This window comes from Serratia sp. CY44782, from assembly GCF_052168715.1.
GTDB classification, from domain to species: domain Bacteria; phylum Pseudomonadota; class Gammaproteobacteria; order Enterobacterales; family Enterobacteriaceae; genus Serratia; species Serratia nevei.
The window spans coordinates 602,411-625,375 of the sequence record NZ_JBJNME010000001.1 but is presented as its reverse complement, the minus strand read 5'-3'; the positions used below and the strand labels follow the sequence as shown (position 1 = coordinate 625,375).

Sequence of the window (22,965 nt, the reverse complement as noted above, 5' to 3'; positions counted from 1 at the left end):
TATAAATATAGTTCAAAATGGAATAACAAGCGGTATTTACACCTGCGGATGATAGGCGAACAACGCCGGCGCACCGCCGGTGTGAACGAACAGAATAGGGCCTTCATCACGGAAACGCCGCTGGGCAATGCCGTCGATCAAACCGGCCATCGCTTTGCCGGTGTACACCGGATCCAGCAACACACCTTCTTGCTGCGCCAGCAGCTGCACCGCCGCCATGCCCTCTTCGTTCGGCATGCCGTACTGCGGCGCGAAGTAATCATCCCACAGTGCGATCGGCGCCAGTTCGTCGATATTCAGCGAACAGGCCAGAGCTTTCTGAATCTGTTCCACCTTCGGCAGCTGATCGATCACCGTGCGCGAGACCGTCACGCCGATCAGCTCAGTTTCCGGCAGCAGCTGCTGCAGCCCCACCGCCAGCCCGGCGTGGGTGCCGGCGCTGCCGGACGCCACCACCACCGAACTGAACGCCACGTTGCTGCGTTGGCTCTGCTCGGCGATTTCCAATGCGCACTGCACGTATCCCAGCGCGCCCAGGGCATTGGAGCCGCCCACTGGCACCACGTAAGGCCGGAAGCCCTGCGCCTCAAGGCGCGTCGCCAGCTCCGCCAGCTGCTGCTGCGGATCGTGCAGCGCTTCGCACATCACCACCTCGGCGTTGAACAGGCCGAGCAACAGGCGGTTGCCGTTGGTCAGGTAGTTTTCCGCGCGAGTGTCGATAGGGTTTTCCAACAGCGCGACGCAGTGCAGGCCCAGTTTCGCCGCCACCGCCGCCGTCTGGCGCACGTGGTTGGATTGAATGGCACCGGCGGTGACCAGCATATCGGCGCCTTGACGCAGCGCGTCGGCGGCCAGGAACTCAAGCTTTCTCAGCTTGTTGCCACCCATCGCCATAGGGGTGACATCGTCACGTTTAAGGTAGATTTCGCGGCCGAGGTAATCGGAGAGACGGGACAGCTTTTCCAGCGGTGTGGCGGTGCCAACCAGATCCAGACGCGGAAATTGCGCCAGTTGTTGTTGCAGGTTCACTACTTTCCCCCCAGGGAATCGAGTATCAACATCAGATAAGCGATAGGTTTATCAGATGTGAACTGAATAATCATCCTTTATCACGGGGGGAACAGCAGGCCCCGGCTCAACGGCCGGGGAAAAGTCTCAGTAGCTGCGCTGCCAGGCGAGATACTGATCGTATTTGCGCAGCGCGATGCGGTAGTTATTGTGCGCCGCAGTAGGCAGATCGTCGATGATGCGCTGATGGCTGGCGCTGTTGGCGAACTTGTCCGCCGGGTAATTGCGCGCCACCAGCATTTCGTCCAGCCGGCGCAGCCGCACCACGTACTCGCGGATGGTGCTGTGGCTCATCTCAGTCTGTTCGAACAGATACTGTTTGAACGCCATAATGTCGAAATAGCTCGGGTGGCTGTTGCAGGAGATCTCGCTGCAGAAGCGGCACAGCGCGGTCAGCTCGTGCTGCACGTTTTGCCAGACCGCATCGTCGATCGGCTGATCCATGCGCGCGATGGCTTCTTTATTGATGATTTTGCCGCGAAACACCAGCGCCATGCGATCCAACAGTTTGCCGCACTGGGAGCAATGGGTCTGGCTGTGCTTGTAGTCTTTCAGGTAACGGCTAAGCGGCCGTTTTTTCAACAGTATTCCTGGCATAAGGGGCAGTCCGGTTGTCGCATGGGTCATCGAGTTGAGGGGCGGCGGGCCGCCGTCAGGTATCGTTCGCCAGCCGCGCGCGCAGCCGTTTGATCGCCTGACTGTGCAGTTGGCTGACGCGGGATTCCCCAACGTCCAGCACGGCGCCGATCTCTTTGAGATTCAACTCTTCCTGGTAATACAGCGTCAGCACCATTTTTTCGCGTTCCGGCAACGCCTCGATGGCGTCGATCACCCGCTGGCGCAGGCTGCCTTCCAACAGGTGATGCAGCGGATTGGCCTCTTCATGCCCTTCCAGCATCGGTTCCGCGTTCTCGCCATGCTCCTCGCGCCATTCGTCGTAGGAGAAAAGCTGGCTGTTATTGGTGTCCAACAGAATTTGACGATACTCATCCAGCGAGATATTCAGCGTCTGCGCCACTTCCGTCTCACTCGCCGGACGGCCGTAACGCTGTTCCAGTTGCCGCATCACCTGCGCGACTTCGCGCGCATGGCGCCGCACGCTGCGCGGCACCCAGTCGCGGCTGCGCAGCTCGTCGAGCATCGCGCCGCGAATGCGTTGCACCGCATAGGTAGTAAAGGCGGTTCCCTGTAGGGCGTCATAACGCTCAACGGCGTTCAATAGCCCGATTCCCCCGGCCTGCAGCAAGTCGTCGAGCTCCACGCTGGCGGGCAGCCTGACCTGCAGGCGCAACGCCTCGTGGCGCACTAACGGGACGTAGCGCAGCCAGAGAGAATTTTTGTCCATCACGCCTTCGGCGGTATACAGATCGCTCACTATGTCTTAAACCTGCGGATAAGAGAGTCAGCGCTATTATGCGTAGGGGGCGGAATGCCAATCGGCTGAACAGTCACACAAAACGGGCTTTATTTGCGCCATGTAATAACCGCGCGGTGCGCGAGCATAAAAAAACCCCGCCGAAGCGGGGTTTCTTTGCGACAGTTAATCGGGAGAGACGATTAACGCAGCAGGGACAGCACGTTCTGAGTAGACTGGTTAGCCTGTGCCAGAACAGAGGTGCCAGCCTGTTGCAGGATGTTGGCACGGCTCATGTTGGACACTTCGGTCGCGTAGTCAGCATCCTGAATACGGGACTGAGAAGCAGACAGGTTGTTAACGGTGCTGTTCAGGTTGTTGATAACAGAATCGAAACGGTTCTGTACCGCACCCAGGGAAGAACGCAGGCCGTCAACTTGAGACAGTGCGTCGTCCAGTTGTTTCAGCGGGTTGATCACATTCTTGTTTTCAGTTGTTGCGGTCACAGTCCCGTCGGCAGCTACGGTTGCATCTTTATACATTGTTTTACCATCAGTACCGGTAGTTTTAACAACGTATTTGGATGCACCAGTGCTGTCAGTAAAGGAGTGCAGTTCTTCACCTGAAGCCAATCCCTTAACTGTCACATTTTTGTCAGATTTTACGTCGACATTAGTCACTGCTGTAGGGGTACCGGCTGCTGCTGCAGTAGTAACATCTGAAGCGGTATCATAGTTGAATGAACCATCAGCTTGTTTTGTTGCTTCGTAGTACTTAGCGGTACCAGTAGTATCTTTAATCGCATACTTAGTTGTGCCGCCATCGGTATAGCTAACTACTGAAGCTTTTGTCTTATCGGCGATATCTGCGCCCGACGCGTCTTTACCTACGGTAGCGGGTACAGATTTGGTTCCTGGTACGCTGTTAACTACAGCGCCAATTTTATTGTTTTTGTCGGAAACATCGAAAGTAGTAAGATTCAGGGTATCTTTGTTGATGTTTTTCAGATCGATGCTGATGGTTTCGCCGTCGTTAGCGCCAACCTGAATAGTCAGAGACTGATCCTTGCTCAGAACTTTTACACCGTTGAAATCAGTTTGTTGGGAGATACGGTCGATTTCAGACAAACGCTGGGTGATCTCATCTTGGATAGATTTCAGATCGCTATCAGAGTTAGAACCGTTCTGCGCCTGTACGGTCAGACGACGGATGTTCTGCAGGTTGTCGTTAACTTCGTTCAGTGCACCTTCGGTGGTCTGCGCCAGGGAGATACCGTCGTTGGCGTTGCGAGAAGCCTGAGTCAGGCCTTTGATGTTCGCGGTGAAACGGTTAGAGATCGCCTGACCCGCAGCGTCGTCTTTCGCGCTGTTGATACGCAGACCGGAAGACAGACGCTCAATCGCAGTACCCAAAGAAGACTGAGATTTGTTCAGGTTGTTCTGCGCCATCAGCGACAGGCTGTTAGTGTTGATTACTTGTGCCATTGTTTGCTTTCCTTACGAGTCAGTTGCGTTCTTCGCAACACAGTTAAAAGGTTCGGGCTTGTTTGCCCACGGCGTCAACCACCGTCCCCTCAGGTATCGGCCCTCCCCTAACAACCTTTAGAATTTTTTTAATTTTTTTTGCGCCGCCGGCAATGGCGGAAATAGCGCGGTTTTTCCCTCTTCTATTGCGCCATAGGCTTTTTGTTTTTTTCGGTAAACTTTTTCATCACTGGGCCGATAACGCGTAAAGCGAATAAAGTCATCATCAAGGAGAATTACTCATGGCAACGATCAGTTCATTAGGTCTCGGCTCAGGACTCGACCTCAACGGCTTGCTGGACAAGCTGAGCAAAGCGGAACAACAGCGCCTGACGCCGTACACTACCCAGCAGACCAGCTATAACGCCCAGCTGACCGCTTACGGTACGTTGAAAAGCTCACTAGAGAAGTTTGACAATCTGAGCAAAGACCTGGCCAAACCAGAGTTCTTCAACAGCACCACCGCCACCAAGCACGATCAGTTTACCGTGACCACCACCGACAAGTCGGTACCGGGAAACTACTCGATCGAGGTGCTGAAACTGGCACAGCCGCAAACGTTGACCACCAAAGCGACGATTACCGATCAGCAGGCCAAGCTGGGCACGCCGGGCAACAGCAATCGTTCCATTAGCATCACCGCCGGCAACCCGCCGAAAGAGACCAATATCCCACTCGGCGACGATCAGACTTCGCTGGTCGAGATGCGCGACGCCATCAACAAATCGAAATCCGGCGTTACCGCCAGCATCATGCGCGTCGGCGACAATGACTATCAACTGGCATTGAGCTCCACTACGCCAGGCGAAAAAAGCACCATTGCGGTGCAGGTCAATAACGACGACAAGCTCGGCGCCATCCTCAACTACGATCCTAAAAATCCGCCGAAAGATGGCAGCACCGCAATGAAACAAACCGTGCCTGGCCAGGATGCGGAAATCGTCGTCAACGGCACGAAAATCAAGCGCAGCACCAACTCGATCGCCGATGCCCTGCAGGGCGTAACGCTCGACCTGAAAACCACCACCAAGGCCGGCGAACCGCAAAACCTGGTGATCGGCATCGACAAGAGCGGCAGCGCCGACAAGATTAAAGAGTGGGTGGATAACTACAACACACTGCTGGACACTTTCAACTCGCTGACCAAATACACCCCGGTCAAACCCGGCGAAGCGCAGAACGCCAAAAACGGCGCGCTGCTGGGCGACAACACCCTGCGCGGTATCCAGTCCTCGATCAAAAGCGCTCTCAGCGCGGCTCAAGACAACCCGGAGTTGAAAGGCCTGGGCAACCTCGGTATTTCCACCAACACCAAAACCGGCAAGCTGGAAATCGACAGCACCAAGCTGAACAAAGCCATCGACGAAAAACCGGAGCAGGTCGCCAACTTCTTCGCCGGTAACGGTAAAGACACCGGTATGGCCACCCAGATCCACAACGATATCCAAAATTACATCAAGGCCGGCGGCATCATCGAGAACTCTACTAAGAGCATCAATACTAACCTCGATCGCCTGAACATCCAGATCACCACGGTTACCGCCAGCATTCAGAACACCATCGACCGCTATAAGCAGCAGTTCGTTCAGTTGGATACCATGATGTCTAAATTGAGCGGCACGGGTGACTATTTAAAACAGCAATTCTCGGCAAAGTGATCCCTTAACTAGGTAACAGGTAAAGAAACAACATGTATAACAGAAGCGGCACTCAGGCCTATGCACAGGTCAGTCTGGAAAGCGGCGCCATGAGCGCCAGCCCGCACCAGTTAATCGTGATGTTGTTCGACGGGGCGCTCAGCGCCCTGCTTCGCGCACGCATCCTGATGAACCAGGGCGATATCGCCGGCAAAGGCATGGCGCTGTCCAAAGCCATCAACATCATCGATAACGGCCTTAAAGGCGGCCTGGACCCTCAGCAGGGCGGCGAGATCGCCGAAAATCTGGCGGCGTTGTACGACTACATGAAGCGTCGGTTAATGCAGGCCAACCTGCACAACGACGAAGCGGCGATCGCCGAAGTGGTCAAACTGCTGGAAAACATCGCCGACGCCTGGCGCCAGATCGGCCCCAACTACCAACCTTCGCAGGACGCCGTGTAATGGAACGTCAACAGCAGCTGTTAGCCGCTTATCAACAAATTTACAGCCTGAGCAGCCAGATGATCGCGCTGGCGCAAACCGGGCGCTGGGAGGAGCTCGTCGAGCTCGAATTCGCCTATGTGACGGCGGTGGAAAAAACCGCCGCCTTTACCGGGCAAGCCGGCCCGTCTATGGCACTGCAGGAGATGTTGCGCAATAAGCTGCAACAGATCCTCGACAACGAAACCGAGCTCAAACGTCTGTTACAGCAGCGAATGGATGAGCTGAAAATGCTGATCGAACAGTCCACGCGCCAGAACGTGGTCAACACGACCTACGGCCAGTTTCATGACCGTGCGCTGTTGCTGGGGGAACCACAGGTCCGATAAGATCGACAATACTGACGAAAATGGATTAAATAGCACTATGCGCTATTACTCTCGGGTTACGTTAGGATATTAATCTATGGCATTTGAATTATTCAGTTTATGGGTAATTGGTAAAATGCGCGCTTCGAGCCTTGCTCTCACTTTAATGGATAAACATCATCCCGACACGGACGTTTTCTGTTCAGCAGGAAATTGATTTTTGATAGATAAAACACGCCGCTGTGTTTCACGGCCCATGGAAAAATGTTGCTCCAACGCTGATCAAAGCGTAAAGATATTCTCAGATAATGGCTGCGAAATGAATATCGATGGAACGTACAATTAATCTCTGTCCAGGAATTGGTGCCTCAGCGCACATCGTTCAGCATACTGAATTATTATTCCCTTCAGTCTATTTTGAGCAACCACATCTGTATCTAATACAACAAGGCCATAAGCGCGTACGCTGGCAACAACACGAAGTGGTGGCTCATCCCGGCGAGCTGTTGATTATCGACGGGGGACAAACGGTGGATATTATTAATGGCCCATCCGAAGAAGGTATTTTTAGCTGTCAGTTGCTGACCTGCGACCCACTGCTGCTCACTCTTCAGCCTCCGGCCCAGGAAACGCCGGCGCCGATGCCGTTCGATGCCGTCCTGGCACTGCGTAACCTGCCCTGCGCTCTGAAGCACAGCTTTGAGACCACCAGCCTGGCGCTGGCGCTCCGGCAGCGTTTTCCCACCATTATCGTGCGGCACAAAATGCTGGAAATTCTGTTGTGGCTGGCCCAGTTCGGTATTCGCTTCATTCACAACGAAGCCAAAGACCTGACGCAGCGCGTGCGCCGCTGTCTGGCAACCGATCCACACAGTATTTGGACGGCGGCCAAAGTCGCGGAGAGCTTGTCGATGAGTGAAGTGATGCTGCGCCGCAAACTGTCGATGGAAAATACCGCGTTGCGCAACCTGATGATCGACGTGCGCATGAGCAGCGCGCTGGCTCTGCTGCAATCGACCGACTGGCCGATCTCCGCCATCGCGCAACACGTCGGTTATGAAAGCGCATCGCGTTTCGCCGAACGTTTTCGCAAGCGTTTCGGTTTTGCGCCTACCGCCATTCGCGGTCACCAAAGGATTATGGAACCGGGCCCACAGGGAATCGAAGCGATAGCCGCCGGAGAAACATAAATAGACGCGCAACAAAATGGCTTTATTTGGCACAAGTCCCTAACAGTTGTCACAACGCTGAGATAGGCTACGCAACGTCGAACCGCCGAAAAGCGAATTAAACGATGCGAAATGAAAAGCGATTATTTTCTCTGACAATAATGTTGTTGGGACTCTGGCTGCTAGCATTACTGTATGAAGAAGATATGATGCGTCTACTTGCCGCACAATAAAACGACCAGGCTTTTATCGCCTGGTCAGACTTCAGTCCAGTTTGACCAGAATGCCAATTAATACGGCGAGTACCGCCAGCATTAAAATACTGATCAGACGCCATCTGGATTCGCTTTTCGTGCTCATTGACCTGCCTCGAATAATAACCCTACTAATCGGGCCATAATAAATGGTCACCTGCGCATTCAATAAGCCTGACAGCGCCGTTTTCGCCCCTGTATTCGGTACATTAGCGTCCATTTCCAGCCAGTTGCGGCTCCGTCCCTTAGCGTTGTGATACCGACGGCGCCGCAAGCGCCAATTTTCCCGGCAGCTCCGCCACCAGTTTGTCTACCGCCAGCCGTACCTTGAGCGGTTGGTAAGGCATATAGGGCCACACCACATTCACCGGAAAACTGAGGCTGGACTCACCGCGCATGATCTCCACCAGCGCCCCCTCCGCCAGCCGATCGCGTACCAACCACTCCGGCAACCAGGCGATACCGGCGCCGGCGGAAACGGCATCGACGATCCCCTGCATGTCGTCCATCATCATCTTGGCCGGTGGCCTGAACGGCCGCAGCTCGCCGTGTTCGCCGCGAAGTTGCCAGGGCAATACGGCACCGGCGTGCAGATACCCCACCGCTTGATGTCGGCTTAACGCCTCTACAGTACTCGGTTCACCGCAGCGCTGCAGATAATCGGGCGAGGCACACAGGAGCATGCCGTGTTCGCCCAGACGCCGGGCAACCAGACTACCGCTGTCCGCCAGCTCGCCGATGCGCACCGCCAGATCGAATCCCTCATCGACCAGATCGATCCTGCGGTCGCTGAACGAGATCTCCAACGTCAGCAACGGATGCTCATTCGCCAGCGCCGTCAGCAAGGGAGCGATGCACAGGTGGCCGAACAACACCGGCACCGAGACCCTGAGCCGGCCGCTGACCTGCATCTTGCCGCTATCCAGCTGGTTTTCCGCCGCCTGAATGCTAACCAACGCTTGCCGACAGTGCTCATAGTACAGCGCGCCTTCATCCGTCAGCTTCAGGCTGCGCGTGGTGCGCATAAACAGCATCACGCCGAGCCGCGCCTCCAGCCGCGACACGATTTTGCTGACCGCTGAACGCGTCAGATGCAGTTTTTCTGCGGCAGCGGCAAAACTGCCGCCTTCCGCCACGGCGACAAAAGCCGGCAGCGCACTGAGATCGCTTTTCATTTTATCGTTTCCAACCTGGAATCAATTAAGTGAAAACCTATCACCACTGGTGAACCTCAAGCAATGGTAATCTACAGTCATCCCGGAAGTCCGGTGAAAACCGCAGATTATCGTCAGAGGACAACAGCATGAAAAAAATACTGGTACTCAAATCCAGCATTATGGGAAACGACTCACAAACCAATAACCTGATTGACTGCTATCTGGCGGAGCGTCGAGCCAAAGGACACGAAGACCAGGTCGTCGAACACGATCTGACGGCGTTGGATCTGCCGGTATTGGACGGCGAGTTGTTCAGTGCGCTGCGCGGTGCGGAAAACGCCAGCCCACGCGCCGAGGCGACGGTGGCGCTGTCCGATCGACTGATTGCCGAACTGAAAGAGAGCGATCTGCTGCTGATCGGGGCGCCGATGTACAACCTCAACGTACCGACCCAGCTGAAAAACTGGTTCGATCTGGTGGCCCGCGCCCGGGTGACCTTCAACTATACCGCCACCTACCCGGTCGGACTGGTGGAAGGCGTCAATGCGCTGGTGTTCAGTTCACGCGGCGGCGTACACGCCGGCCACCCTACCGACGCCGTGACCCCCTACCTGCGCTCGGTGCTGGGGCTGATGGGCATAACTGATGTGCAATTTATCTACGCCGAAGGGCTGGATATGAAACCGCATGGCCTCGCTCAGGGGCTGGCGAACGCCCACGAGCGCATCACGGAATTGGCGAACTGAGGCCTGTTTGATGTTGCTGATATTGTTTGTCATCGGCCCTTTTGCCCTCCTGTTAGCCGCCGAGATCCGTCGCTTTTGGCGACGGACCCGGCTCTGAGAGGAGGGGCTGGCCGAACATCACACCGGCATATTCATGATGTCTTGGTAGGCCGCCACCAGCTTGTTGCGCACCTGCACGCCCAGTTGTAAAGAAACCGACGATTTTTGCAGATCGACCATCACATCGTTCAGGCTGATGCCCGGCACGCCCAGTTCGAAATCCTGCGCCTGCTTGCGCGCCGTTTGCTGGGTCTCGCTGATCTTGCCGAGCGCCGCGGTCAGTTCGCTGGCGAAGCTGACGCCCTGCGGCGCCGCATTCTGCCCCATTTTGCCGGCCTGAACCGCCATGGTCTGCATCTGCTGCAGTACCCCTTCAATGCCCTGAATCGCCATCTGGTCCTCAATCATCTCGTCTCGCCGGGTGACGTTTCACCCTGCACTTCTCCAATGATGCACACCCTAGCACAGCGTTTTCAGAGCTAAAGCGGCTAATTAACTGCAAAAAACCCGGCTTATCGGGCAATCAGAATCGTCTGATAAGGCGAATAATGGCCTGCCCAGAAATGGGAGCGCCGCTATTTAGAAGATATGTGTATCAGGGAGTCTGTTTTGTCACACAACGCTAACCATACCGTTCATCAGCCTGGCAGGGAGCTGCTCAGCGGCCCGTACGGGATCGTGAGCGCCATTGAAGGACGAGACCTAAAATGAGTGCTTCGATAACCGCCGGCGAAAGCCGCGACAACGGCCTGCAGGCCATCTGGAATCGTCTGCGCGCCAACCCGAAAATTCCGTTGCTGGTCGCCGCTTCCGCCGCGATCGCGATCGTCGTCGCGCTGCTGTTGTGGGTGAAAAGTCCCGACTACCGCGTGCTGTACAGCAATCTGAACGACCGCGACGGTGGCGCCATCGTCACCCAGCTGACGCAGATGAATATCCCTTACCGCTTTGCCGAGAATGGCGCAGCGCTGCTGATCCCGGCGGAAAAGGTGCATGAAACCCGCCTGCGCCTGGCGCAGCAAGGGCTGCCGAAAGGCGGCGCCGTCGGCTTCGAACTGCTGGATCAGGAAAAATTCGGCATCAGCCAGTTCAGCGAGCAGATCAACTATCAGCGTGCCCTCGAGGGCGAGCTGTCGCGCACTATCGAATCGCTGGGGCCGGTGCAAAACGCCCGCGTTCACCTGGCGCTGCCTAAACCTTCGCTGTTCGTGCGCGAACAAAAATCCCCTTCCGCGTCGGTAACGCTGACCCTGCAACCCGGCCGTGCGCTGGACGATGGCCAGATCAACGCCATCGTTTATATGGTGTCGAGCAGCGTCGCCGGCCTGCCGCCGGGCAACGTGACCGTGGTCGATCAGGCCGGCCGTCTGCTGACGCAGTCCGACGGCACCGGGCGCGATCTCAACGCCTCGCAGCTGAAATACGCCAACGAAGTGGAAAACGGCTTCCAGCGCCGTATTGAGGCGATCCTCGCCCCGGTGGTCGGCAGCGCCAACGTGCGCGCGCAGGTCACGGCGCAGATCGACTTCGCCACTCGCGAACAAACCGATGAACAGTACCAACCTAACCAACAGCCTGACAAAGCCGCTATCCGCTCTCAGCAAACCAGCCTGAGCGAGCAGATCGGCGGGCCACAGGTAGGCGGCGTGCCGGGCGCACTGTCCAATCAGCCAAGCGCGCCGGCCACCGCGCCGATTGAGACCGCCAAGCCGGCCAACGCCGCAGGCAACAATGCCAATGCCACCGCGCAAAACGCCGCAGCCACCCGCAGCGCGGCGGCCAACGGCGTACCGCAAAACACCCGTCGCGACGCGACCACCAACTACGAGCTCGACCGTACCATTCGCCACACCCAGCAAAAAGCCGGCACCGTGCAGCGTCTGTCGGTCGCCGTAGTGGTCAACTACCTCGGCGTAGATAAAGACGGCAAACCGCAGCCGATGAGCAAAGAGCAGCTGGCGCAGATCGAAGCGCTGGTGCGTGAAGCGATGGGCTACTCCAGCAGCCGTGGCGATACCCTGAACGTGGTCAACACACCGTTTACCGACAGTCAGGTGACCGGTGGCGAACTGCCGTTCTGGCAAAGCCAGTCGTTTATCGATCGCCTGATCGACGCGGGCCGCTATCTGCTGGTGCTGCTGGTAGCCTGGCTGCTGTGGCGCAAACTGGTGCGGCCGCAGCTGCAACAGCGCCAGGCGGCGCAACAGGCCGCCGCCGCCGCCGCCAACGCCCCTGCCGCCAAACCGGTCGACAGCAGCAAACCGAGCAACGAGGAGCTGGCGCAGCGTCGTAAATCGCAGCAGCGCGTCAGCGCAGAAGTCCAGAGCCAGCGGATCCGCGATCTGGCTGACAAAGACCCACGCGTGGTCGCTCTGGTAATCCGCCAATGGATGAGTAACGAGATATGAGCCTGACCGGAACCGACAAAAGCGCCATCCTGCTGATGACGCTGGGTGAAGATCGCGCGGCGGAGGTGTTCAAGCACCTCTCCTCGCGCGAAGTACAGCTGCTGAGCGGCACCATGGCCGGCATGAGCCAGGTTTCGCACAAACAGCTCGGCGAAATACTGACCGAGTTTGAAGACGACGCCGAGCAATACGCGGCGCTGAGCGTCAACGCCAGCGACTATCTGCGTTCGGTGCTGGTCAAAGCGCTGGGTGAAGAGCGCGCCGCCAGCCTGCTGGAAGACATTCTCGAATCGCGCGAGACCACCACCGGCATGGAAACGCTCAACTTTATGGAGCCGCAGAGCGCCGCAGATCTGATCCGCGACGAACACCCGCAGATCATCGCCACCATCCTGGTGCACCTCAAACGCGGCCAGGCGGCAGATATCCTGGCCCTGTTCGACGAACGCCTGCGCAACGACGTAATGCTGCGTATCGCCACCTTCGGCGGCGTGCAGCCGGCGGCGTTGGCGGAGCTGACCGAAGTGCTGAACAACCTGCTCGACGGCCAGAACCTCAAGCGCAGCAAAATGGGCGGGGTGCGCACCGCCGCCGAGATCATCAACCTGATGAAAACCCAGCAGGAAGAGGCGGTCATCGACGCGATGCGCGAATACGACGGCGAACTGGCGCAGAAGATCATCGACGAGATGTTCCTGTTCGAAAACCTGGTGGAGGTCGACGATCGCAGTATCCAACGCCTGCTGCAGGAAGTGGAAGGCGAGTCGCTGCTGATCGCGTTGAAAGGCGCCGAACAGCCGCTGCGCGAGAAGTTCCTCAAGAACATGTCGCAGCGTGCCGCCGACATCCTGCGCGACGATCTGGCCAACCGTGGGCCGGTGCGCATGTCGCAAGTGGAGAACGAGCAAAAAGCCATCCTGCTGGTGGTAAGACGCCTGGCGGAAAGCGGCGAAATGATCATCGGCGGCGGCGAGGACACCTATGTCTGATCGCATTAACACCCTGCCCTGGCAACCCTGGTCGCTCAACGACCTGGGCGAACAGAAACCGGCGATCGAACTGCCGCAGCTGCCGGATCTCGAACTTGACGATCCGTCGCCGGACGCGCAGGCCGAATTACAACAGCAGCTGGCAACGCTGCGGTTGCAGGCGGAGCAACAGGGCCAACAGCTGGGCTATGCCGATGGCCAGCAAAAAGGTTATGAGGCTGGTTTTCAGTCCGGGCTGGAGGAAGGCCGTCAGCAAGGGCTGCTGGAAGCGCAACAGCAGCAGCAGCCGCTGACCGCCCACTGGCAGCAGCTGGTCACCGAATTCCAGCACACGCTGGACGCGCTCGACAGCGTGATCGCTTCGCGGCTGATGCAGCTGGCGCTGACCGCCGCCAAACAGGTGCTGGGCCAGCCGCCGGTATGCGACGGCACCGCCCTGCTGGCGCAGATCCAACAGCTGATCCAGCAGGAACCGATGTTCAACGGCAAGCCGCAGCTGCGGGTGCACCCGGACGACTACCCGCGCGTCGAGCAGCAGCTGGGGGTCACCCTCAGCCTGCACGGCTGGCGCCTGCTGGCGGACGGCGAGCTGCACCCGGGCGGCTGCAAGGTCAGCGCCGAGGAAGGCGATCTCGACGCCAGCCTGGCGACGCGCTGGCATGAACTGTGCCGCCTGGCGGCACCGGGAGAAGTCTGATGACCGCGCGTCTCGGCCGCTGGCTGAGCTCTCTGGATACGCTGGAAAAACGCATCGCGCGCGCGCCGACGGTGCGCCGCTATGGTCGCCTGACCCGCGCGACCGGGCTGGTGCTGGAGGCTACCGGCCTGCAGCTGCCGCTCGGCGCGACCTGCCTCATCGAACGGCACGACGCCGGTGAGGTGCAGGAAGTGGAAAGCGAAGTGGTCGGCTTCAACGGCCAGCGGCTGTTCCTGATGCCGTTGGAAGAAGTGGAAGGCATCGTGCCGGGCGCGCGGGTTTACGCCCGCATCGCGCCGGAAGGCCAAAGCGCCGGCAAACAGCTGCCGCTCGGCCCGGCCCTGTTGGGACGGGTGCTGGACGGCAGCGCCAAACCGCTCGACGGCCTGCCTTCGCCGGAAACCGGTTACCGCGCGCCGCTGATCACCGCGCCGTTCAACCCCTTGCAGCGCACGCCGATCGAGCAGGTGCTGGACGTGGGGGTGCGCACCATCAACGGCCTGCTGACCGTCGGCCGCGGCCAGCGTATGGGCCTGTTCGCCGGCTCCGGCGTCGGCAAGAGCGTGCTGCTCGGCATGATGGCCCGTTATACCCAGGCGGATGTGATCGTCGTTGGCCTGATCGGCGAGCGTGGCCGCGAGGTCAAAGACTTTATCGAGAACATCCTCGGCGCCGAAGGCCGGGCGCGATCGGTAGTGATCGCCGCGCCGGCGGACGTGTCGCCGCTGCTGCGCATGCAGGGGGCGGCCTACGCCACCCGCATCGCCGAAGATTTCCGCGATCGCGGGCAGCACGTGTTGCTGATCATGGATTCCCTCACCCGCTACGCCATGGCGCAGCGCGAGATCGCCCTGGCCATCGGCGAACCGCCGGCGACCAAAGGTTATCCGCCTTCGGTCTTCGCCAAGCTGCCTGCGCTGGTGGAACGCGCGGGCAACGGCATCAGCGGCGGCGGCTCCATCACCGCCTTCTACACCGTGTTGACCGAAGGGGACGATCAGCAAGACCCGATCGCCGACTCGGCGCGTGCGATTCTCGATGGCCACGTGGTGCTGTCCCGACGCCTGGCGGAGGCCGGTCACTATCCGGCGATCGACATCGAAGCGTCGATCAGCCGTGCCATGACGTCGCTGATCGACGAAGAGCATTACCGCCGGGTGCGCACCTTCAAACAGATGCTGGCCAGCTATCAGCGCAACCGCGATCTGATCAGCGTTGGCGCCTACGCGGCGGGCAGCGATCCGCTGCTGGACAAAGCGATGACGCTGTATCCGCAGATGGAAGCTTACCTGCAACAGGGCATCTTTGAACGCAGCGGCTATGATGAAGCCTGTCAACAGCTGCAGCAGTTGATTGTTTAACGTCACCAGAGGCGCACAGCGATGAAATCACAATCCCCCCTGATTACCCTGCGAGATCTGGCGCAGGATGCGGTGGAACAGGCCGCGCAACAGCTGGGCCAGGTACGGCAGGCGCAGCAGGCGGCAGAGCAACAGCTGTCGATGCTGCTCAACTACCAGGACGAATACCGCCAGAAGCTGAATCATACGCTCTGCGACGGCATGGACAGCTCACGCTGGCAAAACTACCAGCAGTTTATCGGCACGCTGGAACAGGCCATCGACCAGCACCGCCAGCAGCTGCTGCAGTGGGGGCAGAAAGTGGATCATGCGGTGAAGCAGTGGCAAGACAAACAACAGCGGCTGAACGCTTTCGAAACCCTGCATACCCGCGCCATAACGGCGGAGCAGCAGTTAGAGAACAAACGGGATCAAAAACTGATGGATGAGTTCGCTCAACGCAGTGCACAAAGGAATACCAACCCATGAATCTGAACGCCCTGCCCGGCCTGGCCTTACCCGGCGACGCCGGCGGCCTGGCCGAACTGACGTCGGCGCTGGATGAGAGCCAGCTGTCGTCCGCTTTCGCCCAGCTGCTCGGCGCCCGTTTCGCGCCCGCCGCCGACGGCAAACAGCCGCCGGTCGCGCTGAGCGCGGACGAAGAACGCGCCCCGGCCCTAAGCCGCAACCAGCTCAATCAATTGCTGGCCACCTTCGGCGAGCGCGGCGGCCTGCTGCCGGGCCAGACGGCCTCAGCCGACGCGCTTTCACCTGAGGGCGCCGAGGGCGAGGCGCCCACCGCCGGCGACAAACCGGCGCAGCCACCGATCGCCGCCGCCAAAGAGCTGGATGCCGCAACGCTGCAGGCGCTGTACGCCATGCTGCCGGCCGCGCTCGTGGCCCAGGCGCAACCGACCGAAGGCCAACGCTCGCTGCCGGTGGAAAGCGCTGACGAGACGACTGCACTGCAGCCCGGCAATGGCCTGCTGAACATTGCGTCGGCCGGTGATAAAACCGCCGCGCGTTCATCGGCATCCCCCGCTCCGTCGCTGACAGGGGCGAAAACGTCGGCCACCGACGACGATAATGCCAAGGCGACGCTCCCGCAACCGACCAACGGCGAACGGGCAAGTACCGCACAGCCGCTGCCGGCGAGCGATGCGCAACAGCCACCGACGCTCAACCACGCCGTCGCCCTGGCCGCCGCCAGCCCGACGCAAACGGCCGCCCCTGCCAGCGCACTGGTGACCGCACCGCCTGCGCCGCAGCTCAACGCGCAGCTGGGCAGCCCGGAGTGGCAGCAGGCGTTGAACCAACAGGTGCTGATGTTCCACCGCAACGGCCAGCAGAGCGCCGAACTGCGCCTGCACCCGCAGGAGCTGGGCGCCTTGCAGATCACGCTGAAACTGGACGATCAGCAGGCACAACTGCACATCGCCTCCGCTCACGGTCAGGTGCGTGCGGCGGTGGAAGCGGCGATGCCGCAGCTGCGGCACGCGCTGGCGGAGAGTGGGATCAACCTGGGGCAGAGCAGCGTGGGCGGCGAGTCCACCCCACAATGGCAGCAACAGGCGCAGCAGCAGGCTTCCAACGGCCAGGGTCGTTCCAGCTATGCTGAACATCACGGCGGTGACGGCGCAGCCGCTGAAGGCGTCAGCGCACCGGTAACGCTGCAGCGCATGGCCAGCGCGGTCAACGGCGTCGATATTTTCGCCTGAGCCGTCGCAAACGCCCAAGCTGGCACCCATTTGCGCGTCTATTCAGGCTATTGCACGCCGCAATAGACGCGATAATACCTTTACATGTCATGCGTGCGGCTTTGCCGCGCGCCATGCCCGCCGCCTCGCCGGCCGCGGGTGGAACAACAGGAATTAGATTTCGCTATGTCTCAGAACTCCCTTCCGGCAGCACCGAAACGCCCCCTTCTGGTCATCCTGCTGGTCTTGATCAGCGTCGTCGCCTGTGGCGCCGCGGGCTACAGCTGGTGGCTGCTGCAACAGCATAAAAACGGCGCCGAACCGGCAGCCGCCAAACAGCAACCGCCGGCCGCGCCGGTGTTCATGCCGCTCGACACCTTTACCGTCAACCTGGTGACGCCGGACAACAACCCGGATCGCGTGCTGTACATCGGCCTCACGCTGCGTCTGCCGGACGAAAGTACCCGCCGCCAGCTGAACGATTTTCTGCCGGAAGTGCGCAGCCGTCTGCTGATGCTGCTCTCCCGCCAGGAAGCGAGTCAGCTGGCCAATGAACAAGGGAAGCAACAGTTGGTGGCGCAGATTAAGGACGTGCTCAGCCCGCCGCTGGTTAAGGGACAACCGAAGCAGGTGGTCAGCGACGTGCTGTTCACCGCCTTCATACTGCGGTAATCACTATGGGCGATAGCATTCTTTCACAGGCAGAGATCGACGCCTTGCTCAACGGCGACAGCGCGGGCGATGAACCCGAAGCGATAGTCGGCAAAGAGAGCGAGGTCAAGCCTTACGATCCGAACACCCAGCGCCGCGTGGTGCGCGAGCGTCTGCACGCGCTGGAAATCATCAACGAACGTTTTGCCCGGCAGTTCCGCATGGGGTTGTTCAACCTGCTGCGCCGCAGCCCGGACATTACCGTCGGCCCGATCAAAATCCAGCCGTATCACGAGTTCGCCCGCAACCTGCCGGTGCCGACCAACCTGAACCTGGTGCATCTGAACCCGCTGCGCGGCACCGCCCTGTTCGTGTTCGCGCCGAGCCTGGTGTTCATCGCCGTCGATAACCTGTTCGGCGGCGACGGCCGCTTCCCGACCAAGGTCGAAGGCCGTGAATTCACCCCGACCGAACAGCGGGTGATCAAGCGCATGCTGCGCCTGGCGCTGGACGCCTACGGGGACGCCTGGAGCGCCATCTACAAGATCGACGTAGAGTACGTGCGCGCCGAAATGCAGGTGAAGTTCACCAACATCACCACCTCGCCGAACGACATCGTGGTCACCACGCCGTTCCAGGTGGAGATCGGCGCGCTGACCGGCGAGTTCAACATCTGCATTCCATTCGCGATGATCGAACCGCTGCGCGAGCTGTTGACCAACCCGCCGCTGGAAAACTCGCGGCAGGAAGACAGCCACTGGCGCGAAACGCTGGTGAAACAGGTGCAGCACTCCGAACTGGAGCTGATCGCCAACTTCGTCGATATCCCGATGCGGCTGTCGAAAGTCCTGAAGCTGCAGCCGGGCGATGTATTACCAATAGACAAGCCGGAACGCCTGATCGCCCATGTGGACGGCGTACCGGTTCTGACCAGCCAATACGGCACGTTGAACGGGCAATATGCCCTGCGTGTTGAACATTTGATTAACCCTATTTTGAATGCTCTGAGTGAGGAACAGCCCAATGAGTGATCCTAAGCAACCGTCTGGCGAAGGAAAGGAATCCGTGGACGATCTGTGGGCTGATGCGTTTAACGAGCAGCAGTCGACCGAGAAATCCGGCGCAAGCACCGAAGGGGTGTTCAAGTCGCTGGAAGCTCAGGATGCGCTCGGCAGCCTGCAGGATATCGACCTGATCCTGGATATTCCGGTCAAGCTGACCGTGGAGCTGGGTCGCACCAAGATGACCATCAAAGAGCTGCTGCGCCTGTCGCAAGGTTCAGTGGTGGCGCTGGACGGCCTGGCCGGCGAGCCGTTGGACATCCTGATCAACGGTTACCTGATCGCACAAGGTGAAGTGGTGGTGGTGGCCGACAAGTTCGGCGTGCGCATCACCGACATCATCACCCCGTCCGAACGCATGCGTCGACTGAGCCGCTGATGACCATCGCGGCGCCCGTTACCGTCCAAAGCAGCCAACAACCCGCCGCGCCGGCTTTGCCGGCCGGCTCGGTGCTGATGCAGGTCAGCAGCGCGCTCGGCGGCATTCTGCTGCTGATCCTGCTGGCCGGCTGGCTGTTTCGCCGGCTGGGCTTCGCCCCGCAGGCGCGCAACAACAAGCTGCTCAACCTGCGCGCCAGTTGCCAGGTTGGGCAGCGCGAGCGCGTGGTGGTGGTGGAAGTCGACGATACCTTGCTGGTATTGGGCGTCACCGCCCAACAGATCACTCCGCTGCACACCCTGCCCGCCCCGCCGAAAGACGAGGGCACGGCCGATGCGGCGGCGCCGGCGGACTTCCGCCAACTGATGCAAAAAGTTCTGAAACGCCCGGAAAAATCGGCATGACCTCGACTCTTCATACCCTTGTCCGCCGTCCGGCGGTTTGGCTCCCTGCCGCCCTGCTGTTCATCAGCCCGGCGGCTTTGGCTCAACTGCCGGGGCTGATCAGTCAGCCGCTGGCCAACGGCGGCCAAAGCTGGTCGCTGCCGGTGCAGACGCTGGTGCTGTTGACCTCGCTGACCTTCCTGCCTGCCATGCTGCTGATGATGACCAGTTTCACCCGCATCATCATCGTGCTTGGGCTGCTGCGCAACGCACTGGGCACGCCGTCGGCGCCGCCGAACCAGGTGATGCTGGGGCTGGCATTGTTCCTGACCTTCTTTATCATGTCGCCGGTGTTCGACAAGGTCTATCAGGACGCCTACCTGCCGTTCAGCCAGGACAAGATCGGGCTGGAGGTCGCGCTGGATAAAGGCTCACAGCCGCTGCGCGAATTTATGCTGCGCCAAACGCGCGAAACCGATTTGGCGCTGTACGCCAGACTGGCCAATCAACCGCCGATCGCCGGCCCGGAAGCGGTGCCGATGCGCATCCTGCTGCCCGCCTACGTCACCAGCGAACTGAAAACCGCCTTCCAGATCGGCTTTACGGTGTTCATTCCGTTCCTGATTATCGACCTGGTGGTCGCCAGCGTGCTGATGGCGCTGGGGATGATGATGGTGCCGCCGGCCACCATCTCGCTGCCGTTCAAGCTGATGCTGTTCGTGCTGGTCGATGGCTGGCAGCTGCTGCTCGGCTCGCTGGCGCAGAGCTTCTATTCGTAACCCCCGATCGGAGAACGCGAGATGACACCTGAATCGGTTATGGCGCTCGGCACCGAGGCGATGAAAGTGGCGCTGGCGCTGGCCGCGCCGCTGCTGCTGGCGGCGCTGATCAGCGGCCTGGTGGTCAGCCTGCTGCAGGCTGCCACCCAGATCAACGAAATGACGCTGTCGTTCATCCCCAAAATTCTGGCGGTGGTGGCCACCATCATCATCGCCGGCCCCTGGATGTTGAACCTGCTGCTGGACTACATGCGCACCCTGTTCAGCAATCTGCCCACTCTGATCGGCTAACCGTGCTCACCTTCGACAGCGCCCAGCTCACCGTCTGGCTCAGCCACTATTTTTGGCCGCTGCTGCGCATTCTGGCGCTGATAAGCACCGCGCCGATATTCAGCGAAAAGCAAATCAGCAAAAAGGTCAAAATTGGCCTTGGCGGGCTGATCGTCATCCTGATTGCGCCGACGCTGCCCGCCAGCAATATCCCGATCTTCTCCGCCGCCGGCCTGTGGCTGGCGATTCAACAGATTCTGATCGGCGTAGCGCTGGGATTGACCATGCAGTTCGCCTTCGCGGCGGTGCGCCTGGCGGGCGAAGTGATCGGCATGCAGATGGGCCTGTCGTTCGCCACCTTCTTCGATCCCAGCGGCGGCCCAAACATGCCGGTGCTGGCGCGCCTGCTCAACCTGCTGGCGATGCTGCTGTTCCTCAGCTTCGATGGCCATCTGTGGCTGATTTCGCTGCTGGCGGACAGCTTCCACACCCTGCCTATCCAAACGCAGCCGCTGAACGGCAACGGCTTCCTGGTGCTGACCCAGGTCGGATCGCTGATCTTCATCAACGGCATGATGCTGGCGCTGCCGCTGATCTGCCTGCTGTTGACGCTGAACATGGCGCTCGGCTTGCTTAACCGTATGACGCCGCAGCTGTCGGTCTTCGTGATCGGCTTCCCGGTCACCATGACCTTCGGCATCATGACGCTGGGCATGATGATGCCGATGCTGGCGCCGTTCTGTGAGCACCTGTTCGGCGAAATCTTCGACCGGCTGGCGGCGGTGATCGGCGGCATGACCTTCTAACCCCCTGCGCCCCCCTTCCTTCTCCCGTTTTCGCCTGAGACAAAATGGCAATAAAAACGCTTTCTTGGGACAAAAGCCTGAGAAACGCCTTTTATCCGGATTAAGGTTCAAATGTCTCCGGCGGCTTGAATAAATAAAACCCCGACCTAGAATAGACCCGGCAACAAAGAATATCGCCTGCATCACCTTCATCTTCCACGGCGATAAAATACGTTTATTCCGAGTAAAAAATAAAAATAATGCAGTCACGCATTGCTCAATGCGCGACAGATGACTGACACCTTGAATAAATGCGTCCGACGCCCGCCGACTGCAGGGCGCAGCATCGACCTTTGCTAACTACAGGAGCGAGATCATGATTAAAGCGAAAAGCAACCGTAAGGCACGCCGGTTATTCGGTTTGACCCACTGGAAAAGCAACAAATTTAGAGTTTCTTTTACCGAGACGGCCGATGGCGGAAAATGGAAAGTAGAGAAGAAAAAGAAATAGCACCGCTATTTATCGTCAGGGAAATAATATCCATCGCGATTTTTCCGCCACTGATTTCAATAATGCCGTTGCGCATTAAACAGGGGTGACAATCGTATTATTTCTTCCCTGATGAAAAAAAGGCGCGTCACTCAGTCAGTAGTGGGAGAACGAGTGACGCGCCAAACGAGTGCGCCCGGTTTCAAGAAGCCTTCCTCCCCGCGGGGCGGAGAGGAGGTTTTCTAAGCGCACTAAAGGGAAACCCGTCGCGGTCAGGCAACGGGGTATTGCTCTTAACGATTCATCTGGAACAGCGACATGCCCTGCATATCGCTGAAGGTTTTATAAGATGCCTGCAGCGCCGCCTGCTGCATGAAGTAAGACGAGATAGACTCGGCCAGGTCGGCATCCGTCAACGCACTCATCTGGACCTGGTTGGTCATATCGCGCTCTTTACCGATGCTGTCCAGCTGATCCATTTCCTGCAGCTGGCTGCCCAACTCGGCGCGTACGCTCAGCACGTTGTTGTAAGAGTTGTCCAGACCGCGGTTGGCTTTCGCCAGCGCGTCATTCACCTGCTGCTTGGTGGCCTCATCGGCATCCTGCAGCGGCGTTTTCAACGCGTTCAGCGCGATATCAATGCTCTCAAACACGTTGCTGACCGGTGTACTGCCGTCCGGCTCGGGCTTGGGATTGCTGGTCAACGACATGAACACCGCGTTGCCGGTATGGCCGATGGTCATGGTGCGGTTAGCATCTACTTTCTGCTGAACCGTCTTGTCGCCGCCCTGATAGCTGACGGTGCCGCCGTTATCGACGAACGGCGCCTTGTCGTTCACATATCCGCCGAACATATAGCGGCCGTTGCCGTCGGTGCTGTTGGCCTGGTTCAGCAGCTGATCTTTCAGCCCCTGCAGTTGAGTAGCCAATGATTGGCGATCGTTATCGCTTTCGGTGCCACCGGCGCTGACGACCAGTGCCTTCATGTCGGCGATGGTAGAGGTTGCGCCGGCCAATACCGTCTCTTCCATCGACACGCTTTGGCGAGCGAAAGTGCGCGCGAGCGTGTACTGGCTGTTTTCCGCCTGCGACTGCGACAACATCACCGCACGCGACGCCGCCAGCGGATCGTCAGACGGGTTGATCACCCGTTTGCCGGAGGAAAGCTGCTCGGCGGCCTTCATGAACAGCGACTGATTGCCCGTAATGCCGTTCATGTTCTGTTGGTACATCATGCTGGTGCTCATGCGCATGCTGTGGGTTCCTTACTCTGAGCGA

General features: G+C 59.1%; 26 protein-coding genes. 19 read left to right on the top strand and 7 right to left on the bottom strand.

Features of this window, described 5'->3' with window-relative positions:
* Positions 1 to 36: 36 nt before the first annotated feature.
* The 4 genes from ACJ8HT_RS03065 to ACJ8HT_RS03050 form a co-directional block, all read right to left on the bottom strand.
* Entirely contained in the window at positions 37 to 1,029 is a 993-nt protein-coding gene (locus ACJ8HT_RS03065; RefSeq protein WP_197652628.1) for a D-cysteine desulfhydrase, read from the bottom strand.
* 126 nt (positions 1,030 to 1,155) lie between these two features.
* Complete coding sequence (gene fliZ / locus ACJ8HT_RS03060) at positions 1,156 to 1,665, bottom strand: flagella biosynthesis regulatory protein FliZ (protein WP_004934751.1); 510 nt, start codon at positions 1,663 to 1,665, stop codon at positions 1,156 to 1,158.
* 55 nt (positions 1,666 to 1,720) lie between these two features.
* Positions 1,721 to 2,443, bottom strand: coding sequence for an RNA polymerase sigma factor FliA (locus ACJ8HT_RS03055; RefSeq protein ID WP_004934752.1), 723 nt, complete (start codon positions 2,441 to 2,443; stop codon positions 1,721 to 1,723).
* Between the two features lie 182 nt (positions 2,444 to 2,625).
* Positions 2,626 to 3,906 carry a FliC/FljB family flagellin gene (locus tag ACJ8HT_RS03050; RefSeq protein ID WP_197652625.1) on the bottom strand — a complete coding sequence of 427 codons (1,281 nt, stop codon included), beginning with the start codon at positions 3,904 to 3,906 and terminating at the stop codon, positions 2,626 to 2,628.
* A gap of 281 nt (positions 3,907 to 4,187) precedes the next feature.
* Between ACJ8HT_RS03050 and fliD the strand changes: the two genes are divergently transcribed.
* From fliD to ACJ8HT_RS03030, 4 genes are all read left to right on the top strand, one after another.
* Positions 4,188 to 5,603, top strand: a complete 1,416-nt coding sequence (gene fliD / locus ACJ8HT_RS03045) for a flagellar filament capping protein FliD (protein ID WP_197652623.1) — start codon at positions 4,188 to 4,190, stop codon at positions 5,601 to 5,603.
* Positions 5,604 to 5,635: 32 nt separating this feature from the next.
* Positions 5,636 to 6,046: a flagellar export chaperone FliS gene (gene fliS, locus ACJ8HT_RS03040; protein WP_049200238.1), complete on the top strand. Its 411-nt coding sequence runs from the start codon at positions 5,636 to 5,638 to the stop codon at positions 6,044 to 6,046.
* Positions 6,046 to 6,414 (top strand): flagella biosynthesis regulatory protein FliT, encoded by a 369-nt coding sequence (gene fliT, locus ACJ8HT_RS03035; RefSeq protein ID WP_049200239.1) that lies wholly within the window; start codon positions 6,046 to 6,048, stop codon positions 6,412 to 6,414. The genes fliS and fliT overlap by 1 nt, the downstream gene beginning before the upstream one ends.
* Positions 6,415 to 6,722: 308 nt before the next feature.
* Positions 6,723 to 7,583 (top strand): helix-turn-helix transcriptional regulator, encoded by an 861-nt coding sequence (locus tag ACJ8HT_RS03030; RefSeq protein ID WP_197652621.1) that lies wholly within the window; start codon positions 6,723 to 6,725, stop codon positions 7,581 to 7,583.
* A gap of 478 nt (positions 7,584 to 8,061) precedes the next feature.
* Here the strand turns inward: ACJ8HT_RS03030 and ACJ8HT_RS03025 are convergent, their stop codons facing one another.
* A complete protein-coding gene (locus ACJ8HT_RS03025; protein WP_194571896.1) occupies positions 8,062 to 8,991 on the bottom strand; it encodes a LysR family transcriptional regulator in 930 nt (309 codons plus the stop codon).
* Between the two features lie 128 nt (positions 8,992 to 9,119).
* Here ACJ8HT_RS03025 and ACJ8HT_RS03020 point away from each other — a divergent pair, with 128 nt between their 5' ends.
* Positions 9,120 to 9,719 (top strand): FMN-dependent NADH-azoreductase, encoded by a 600-nt coding sequence (locus ACJ8HT_RS03020; protein ID WP_194571897.1) that lies wholly within the window; start codon positions 9,120 to 9,122, stop codon positions 9,717 to 9,719.
* A 117-nt stretch (positions 9,720 to 9,836) separates the two neighbouring features.
* On the opposite strand, the gene fliE is transcribed toward ACJ8HT_RS03020, so the two are convergent.
* Positions 9,837 to 10,151: a flagellar hook-basal body complex protein FliE gene (gene fliE, locus ACJ8HT_RS03015; RefSeq protein WP_025159836.1), complete on the bottom strand. Its 315-nt coding sequence runs from the start codon at positions 10,149 to 10,151 to the stop codon at positions 9,837 to 9,839.
* Between the two features lie 314 nt (positions 10,152 to 10,465).
* On the opposite strand from fliE, the gene fliF reads away from it, so the two are divergent.
* The 14 genes from fliF (at position 10,466) to sra (ending at position 21,708) form a co-directional block, all read left to right on the top strand.
* Positions 10,466 to 12,166, top strand: a complete 1,701-nt coding sequence (gene fliF / locus ACJ8HT_RS03010) for a flagellar basal-body MS-ring/collar protein FliF (protein ID WP_197652619.1) — start codon at positions 10,466 to 10,468, stop codon at positions 12,164 to 12,166.
* Positions 12,163 to 13,155, top strand: a complete 993-nt coding sequence (gene fliG / locus ACJ8HT_RS03005; protein ID WP_033634975.1) for a flagellar motor switch protein FliG — start codon at positions 12,163 to 12,165, stop codon at positions 13,153 to 13,155. Before fliF ends, fliG begins: the two co-directional genes overlap by 4 nt.
* Entirely contained in the window at positions 13,148 to 13,852 is a 705-nt protein-coding gene (gene fliH, locus ACJ8HT_RS03000; RefSeq protein WP_101427047.1) for a flagellar assembly protein FliH, read from the top strand. The genes fliG and fliH overlap by 8 nt, the downstream gene beginning before the upstream one ends.
* On the top strand, positions 13,852 to 15,213 hold the full coding sequence (gene fliI / locus ACJ8HT_RS02995) for a flagellar protein export ATPase FliI (RefSeq protein ID WP_004934781.1): 1,362 nt from the start codon (positions 13,852 to 13,854) through the stop codon (positions 15,211 to 15,213). Before fliH ends, fliI begins: the two co-directional genes overlap by 1 nt.
* A gap of 21 nt (positions 15,214 to 15,234) precedes the next feature.
* Positions 15,235 to 15,681 (top strand): flagellar export protein FliJ, encoded by a 447-nt coding sequence (gene fliJ / locus ACJ8HT_RS02990; protein ID WP_049200249.1) that lies wholly within the window; start codon positions 15,235 to 15,237, stop codon positions 15,679 to 15,681.
* Positions 15,678 to 16,910, top strand: a complete 1,233-nt coding sequence (locus ACJ8HT_RS02985; protein WP_195873493.1) for a flagellar hook-length control protein FliK — start codon at positions 15,678 to 15,680, stop codon at positions 16,908 to 16,910. The genes fliJ and ACJ8HT_RS02985 overlap by 4 nt, the downstream gene beginning before the upstream one ends.
* 165 nt (positions 16,911 to 17,075) lie before the next feature.
* The gene (gene fliL / locus ACJ8HT_RS02980) at positions 17,076 to 17,561 is read left to right on the top strand and encodes a flagellar basal body-associated protein FliL (protein WP_004934797.1); all 486 of its coding nucleotides are present in this window, start codon (positions 17,076 to 17,078) and stop codon (positions 17,559 to 17,561) included.
* 5 nt (positions 17,562 to 17,566) lie between these two features.
* Positions 17,567 to 18,571 (top strand): flagellar motor switch protein FliM, encoded by a 1,005-nt coding sequence (gene fliM, locus ACJ8HT_RS02975; RefSeq protein WP_025303254.1) that lies wholly within the window; start codon positions 17,567 to 17,569, stop codon positions 18,569 to 18,571.
* Positions 18,564 to 18,980 carry a flagellar motor switch protein FliN gene (gene fliN / locus ACJ8HT_RS02970; RefSeq protein WP_038876868.1) on the top strand — a complete coding sequence of 139 codons (417 nt, stop codon included), beginning with the start codon at positions 18,564 to 18,566 and terminating at the stop codon, positions 18,978 to 18,980. The genes fliM and fliN overlap by 8 nt, the downstream gene beginning before the upstream one ends.
* Positions 18,980 to 19,384 (top strand): flagellar biosynthetic protein FliO, encoded by a 405-nt coding sequence (gene fliO / locus ACJ8HT_RS02965; RefSeq protein WP_194571654.1) that lies wholly within the window; start codon positions 18,980 to 18,982, stop codon positions 19,382 to 19,384. Before fliN ends, fliO begins: the two co-directional genes overlap by 1 nt.
* Positions 19,381 to 20,142, top strand: a complete 762-nt coding sequence (gene fliP / locus ACJ8HT_RS02960) for a flagellar type III secretion system pore protein FliP (RefSeq protein WP_049200252.1) — start codon at positions 19,381 to 19,383, stop codon at positions 20,140 to 20,142. The genes fliO and fliP overlap by 4 nt, the downstream gene beginning before the upstream one ends.
* A 21-nt stretch (positions 20,143 to 20,163) precedes the next feature.
* Positions 20,164 to 20,433, top strand: a complete 270-nt coding sequence (gene fliQ, locus ACJ8HT_RS02955; RefSeq protein WP_004934803.1) for a flagellar biosynthesis protein FliQ — start codon at positions 20,164 to 20,166, stop codon at positions 20,431 to 20,433.
* A 2-nt stretch (positions 20,434 to 20,435) separates the two neighbouring features.
* On the top strand, positions 20,436 to 21,218 hold the full coding sequence (gene fliR, locus ACJ8HT_RS02950) for a flagellar biosynthetic protein FliR (protein ID WP_033632754.1): 783 nt from the start codon (positions 20,436 to 20,438) through the stop codon (positions 21,216 to 21,218).
* 355 nt (positions 21,219 to 21,573) lie between these two features.
* Positions 21,574 to 21,708, top strand: a complete 135-nt coding sequence (gene sra / locus ACJ8HT_RS02945) for a stationary-phase-induced ribosome-associated protein (RefSeq protein WP_087763075.1) — start codon at positions 21,574 to 21,576, stop codon at positions 21,706 to 21,708.
* Positions 21,709 to 21,980: 272 nt separating this feature from the next.
* On the opposite strand, the gene flgL is transcribed toward sra, so the two are convergent.
* The gene (flgL, locus tag ACJ8HT_RS02940; protein ID WP_126179045.1) at positions 21,981 to 22,940 is read right to left on the bottom strand and encodes a flagellar hook-associated protein FlgL; all 960 of its coding nucleotides are present in this window, start codon (positions 22,938 to 22,940) and stop codon (positions 21,981 to 21,983) included.
* Positions 22,941 to 22,965: the final 25 nt, after the last annotated feature.

Excerpts from the sequence above, each read along its gene's own strand:
- fliL (WP_004934797.1), top strand. The coding sequence starts at position 17,076 with ATGTCTCAGAACTCCCTTCCGGCAGCACCGAAACGCCCCCTTCTGGTC.
- ACJ8HT_RS03020 (WP_194571897.1), top strand. The coding sequence starts at position 9,120 with ATGAAAAAAATACTGGTACTCAAATCCAGCATTATGGGAAACGACTCA.
- fliM (WP_025303254.1), top strand. The coding sequence starts at position 17,567 with ATGGGCGATAGCATTCTTTCACAGGCAGAGATCGACGCCTTGCTCAAC.
- fliJ (WP_049200249.1), top strand. The coding sequence starts at position 15,235 with ATGAAATCACAATCCCCCCTGATTACCCTGCGAGATCTGGCGCAGGAT.
- sra (WP_087763075.1), top strand. The coding sequence starts at position 21,574 with ATGATTAAAGCGAAAAGCAACCGTAAGGCACGCCGGTTATTCGGTTTG.
- fliN (WP_038876868.1), top strand. The coding sequence starts at position 18,564 with ATGAGTGATCCTAAGCAACCGTCTGGCGAAGGAAAGGAATCCGTGGAC.
- fliD (WP_197652623.1), top strand. The coding sequence starts at position 4,188 with ATGGCAACGATCAGTTCATTAGGTCTCGGCTCAGGACTCGACCTCAAC.
- fliT (WP_049200239.1), top strand. The coding sequence starts at position 6,046 with ATGGAACGTCAACAGCAGCTGTTAGCCGCTTATCAACAAATTTACAGC.
- fliG (WP_033634975.1), top strand. The coding sequence starts at position 12,163 with ATGAGCCTGACCGGAACCGACAAAAGCGCCATCCTGCTGATGACGCTG.
- fliI (WP_004934781.1), top strand. The coding sequence starts at position 13,852 with ATGACCGCGCGTCTCGGCCGCTGGCTGAGCTCTCTGGATACGCTGGAA.
- flgL (WP_126179045.1), bottom strand. The coding sequence starts at position 22,940 with ATGCGCATGAGCACCAGCATGATGTACCAACAGAACATGAACGGCATT.
- fliH (WP_101427047.1), top strand. The coding sequence starts at position 13,148 with ATGTCTGATCGCATTAACACCCTGCCCTGGCAACCCTGGTCGCTCAAC.
- fliO (WP_194571654.1), top strand. The coding sequence starts at position 18,980 with ATGACCATCGCGGCGCCCGTTACCGTCCAAAGCAGCCAACAACCCGCC.
- fliS (WP_049200238.1), top strand. The coding sequence starts at position 5,636 with ATGTATAACAGAAGCGGCACTCAGGCCTATGCACAGGTCAGTCTGGAA.
- fliF (WP_197652619.1), top strand. The coding sequence starts at position 10,466 with ATGAGTGCTTCGATAACCGCCGGCGAAAGCCGCGACAACGGCCTGCAG.
- ACJ8HT_RS03025 (WP_194571896.1), bottom strand. The coding sequence starts at position 8,991 with ATGAAAAGCGATCTCAGTGCGCTGCCGGCTTTTGTCGCCGTGGCGGAA.
- fliQ (WP_004934803.1), top strand. The coding sequence starts at position 20,164 with ATGACACCTGAATCGGTTATGGCGCTCGGCACCGAGGCGATGAAAGTG.
- ACJ8HT_RS03030 (WP_197652621.1), top strand. The coding sequence starts at position 6,723 with ATGGAACGTACAATTAATCTCTGTCCAGGAATTGGTGCCTCAGCGCAC.
- fliP (WP_049200252.1), top strand. The coding sequence starts at position 19,381 with ATGACCTCGACTCTTCATACCCTTGTCCGCCGTCCGGCGGTTTGGCTC.
- fliE (WP_025159836.1), bottom strand. The coding sequence starts at position 10,151 with ATGGCGATTCAGGGCATTGAAGGGGTACTGCAGCAGATGCAGACCATG.
- ACJ8HT_RS02985 (WP_195873493.1), top strand. The coding sequence starts at position 15,678 with ATGAATCTGAACGCCCTGCCCGGCCTGGCCTTACCCGGCGACGCCGGC.
- ACJ8HT_RS03050 (WP_197652625.1), bottom strand. The coding sequence starts at position 3,906 with ATGGCACAAGTAATCAACACTAACAGCCTGTCGCTGATGGCGCAGAAC.
- fliZ (WP_004934751.1), bottom strand. The coding sequence starts at position 1,665 with ATGCCAGGAATACTGTTGAAAAAACGGCCGCTTAGCCGTTACCTGAAA.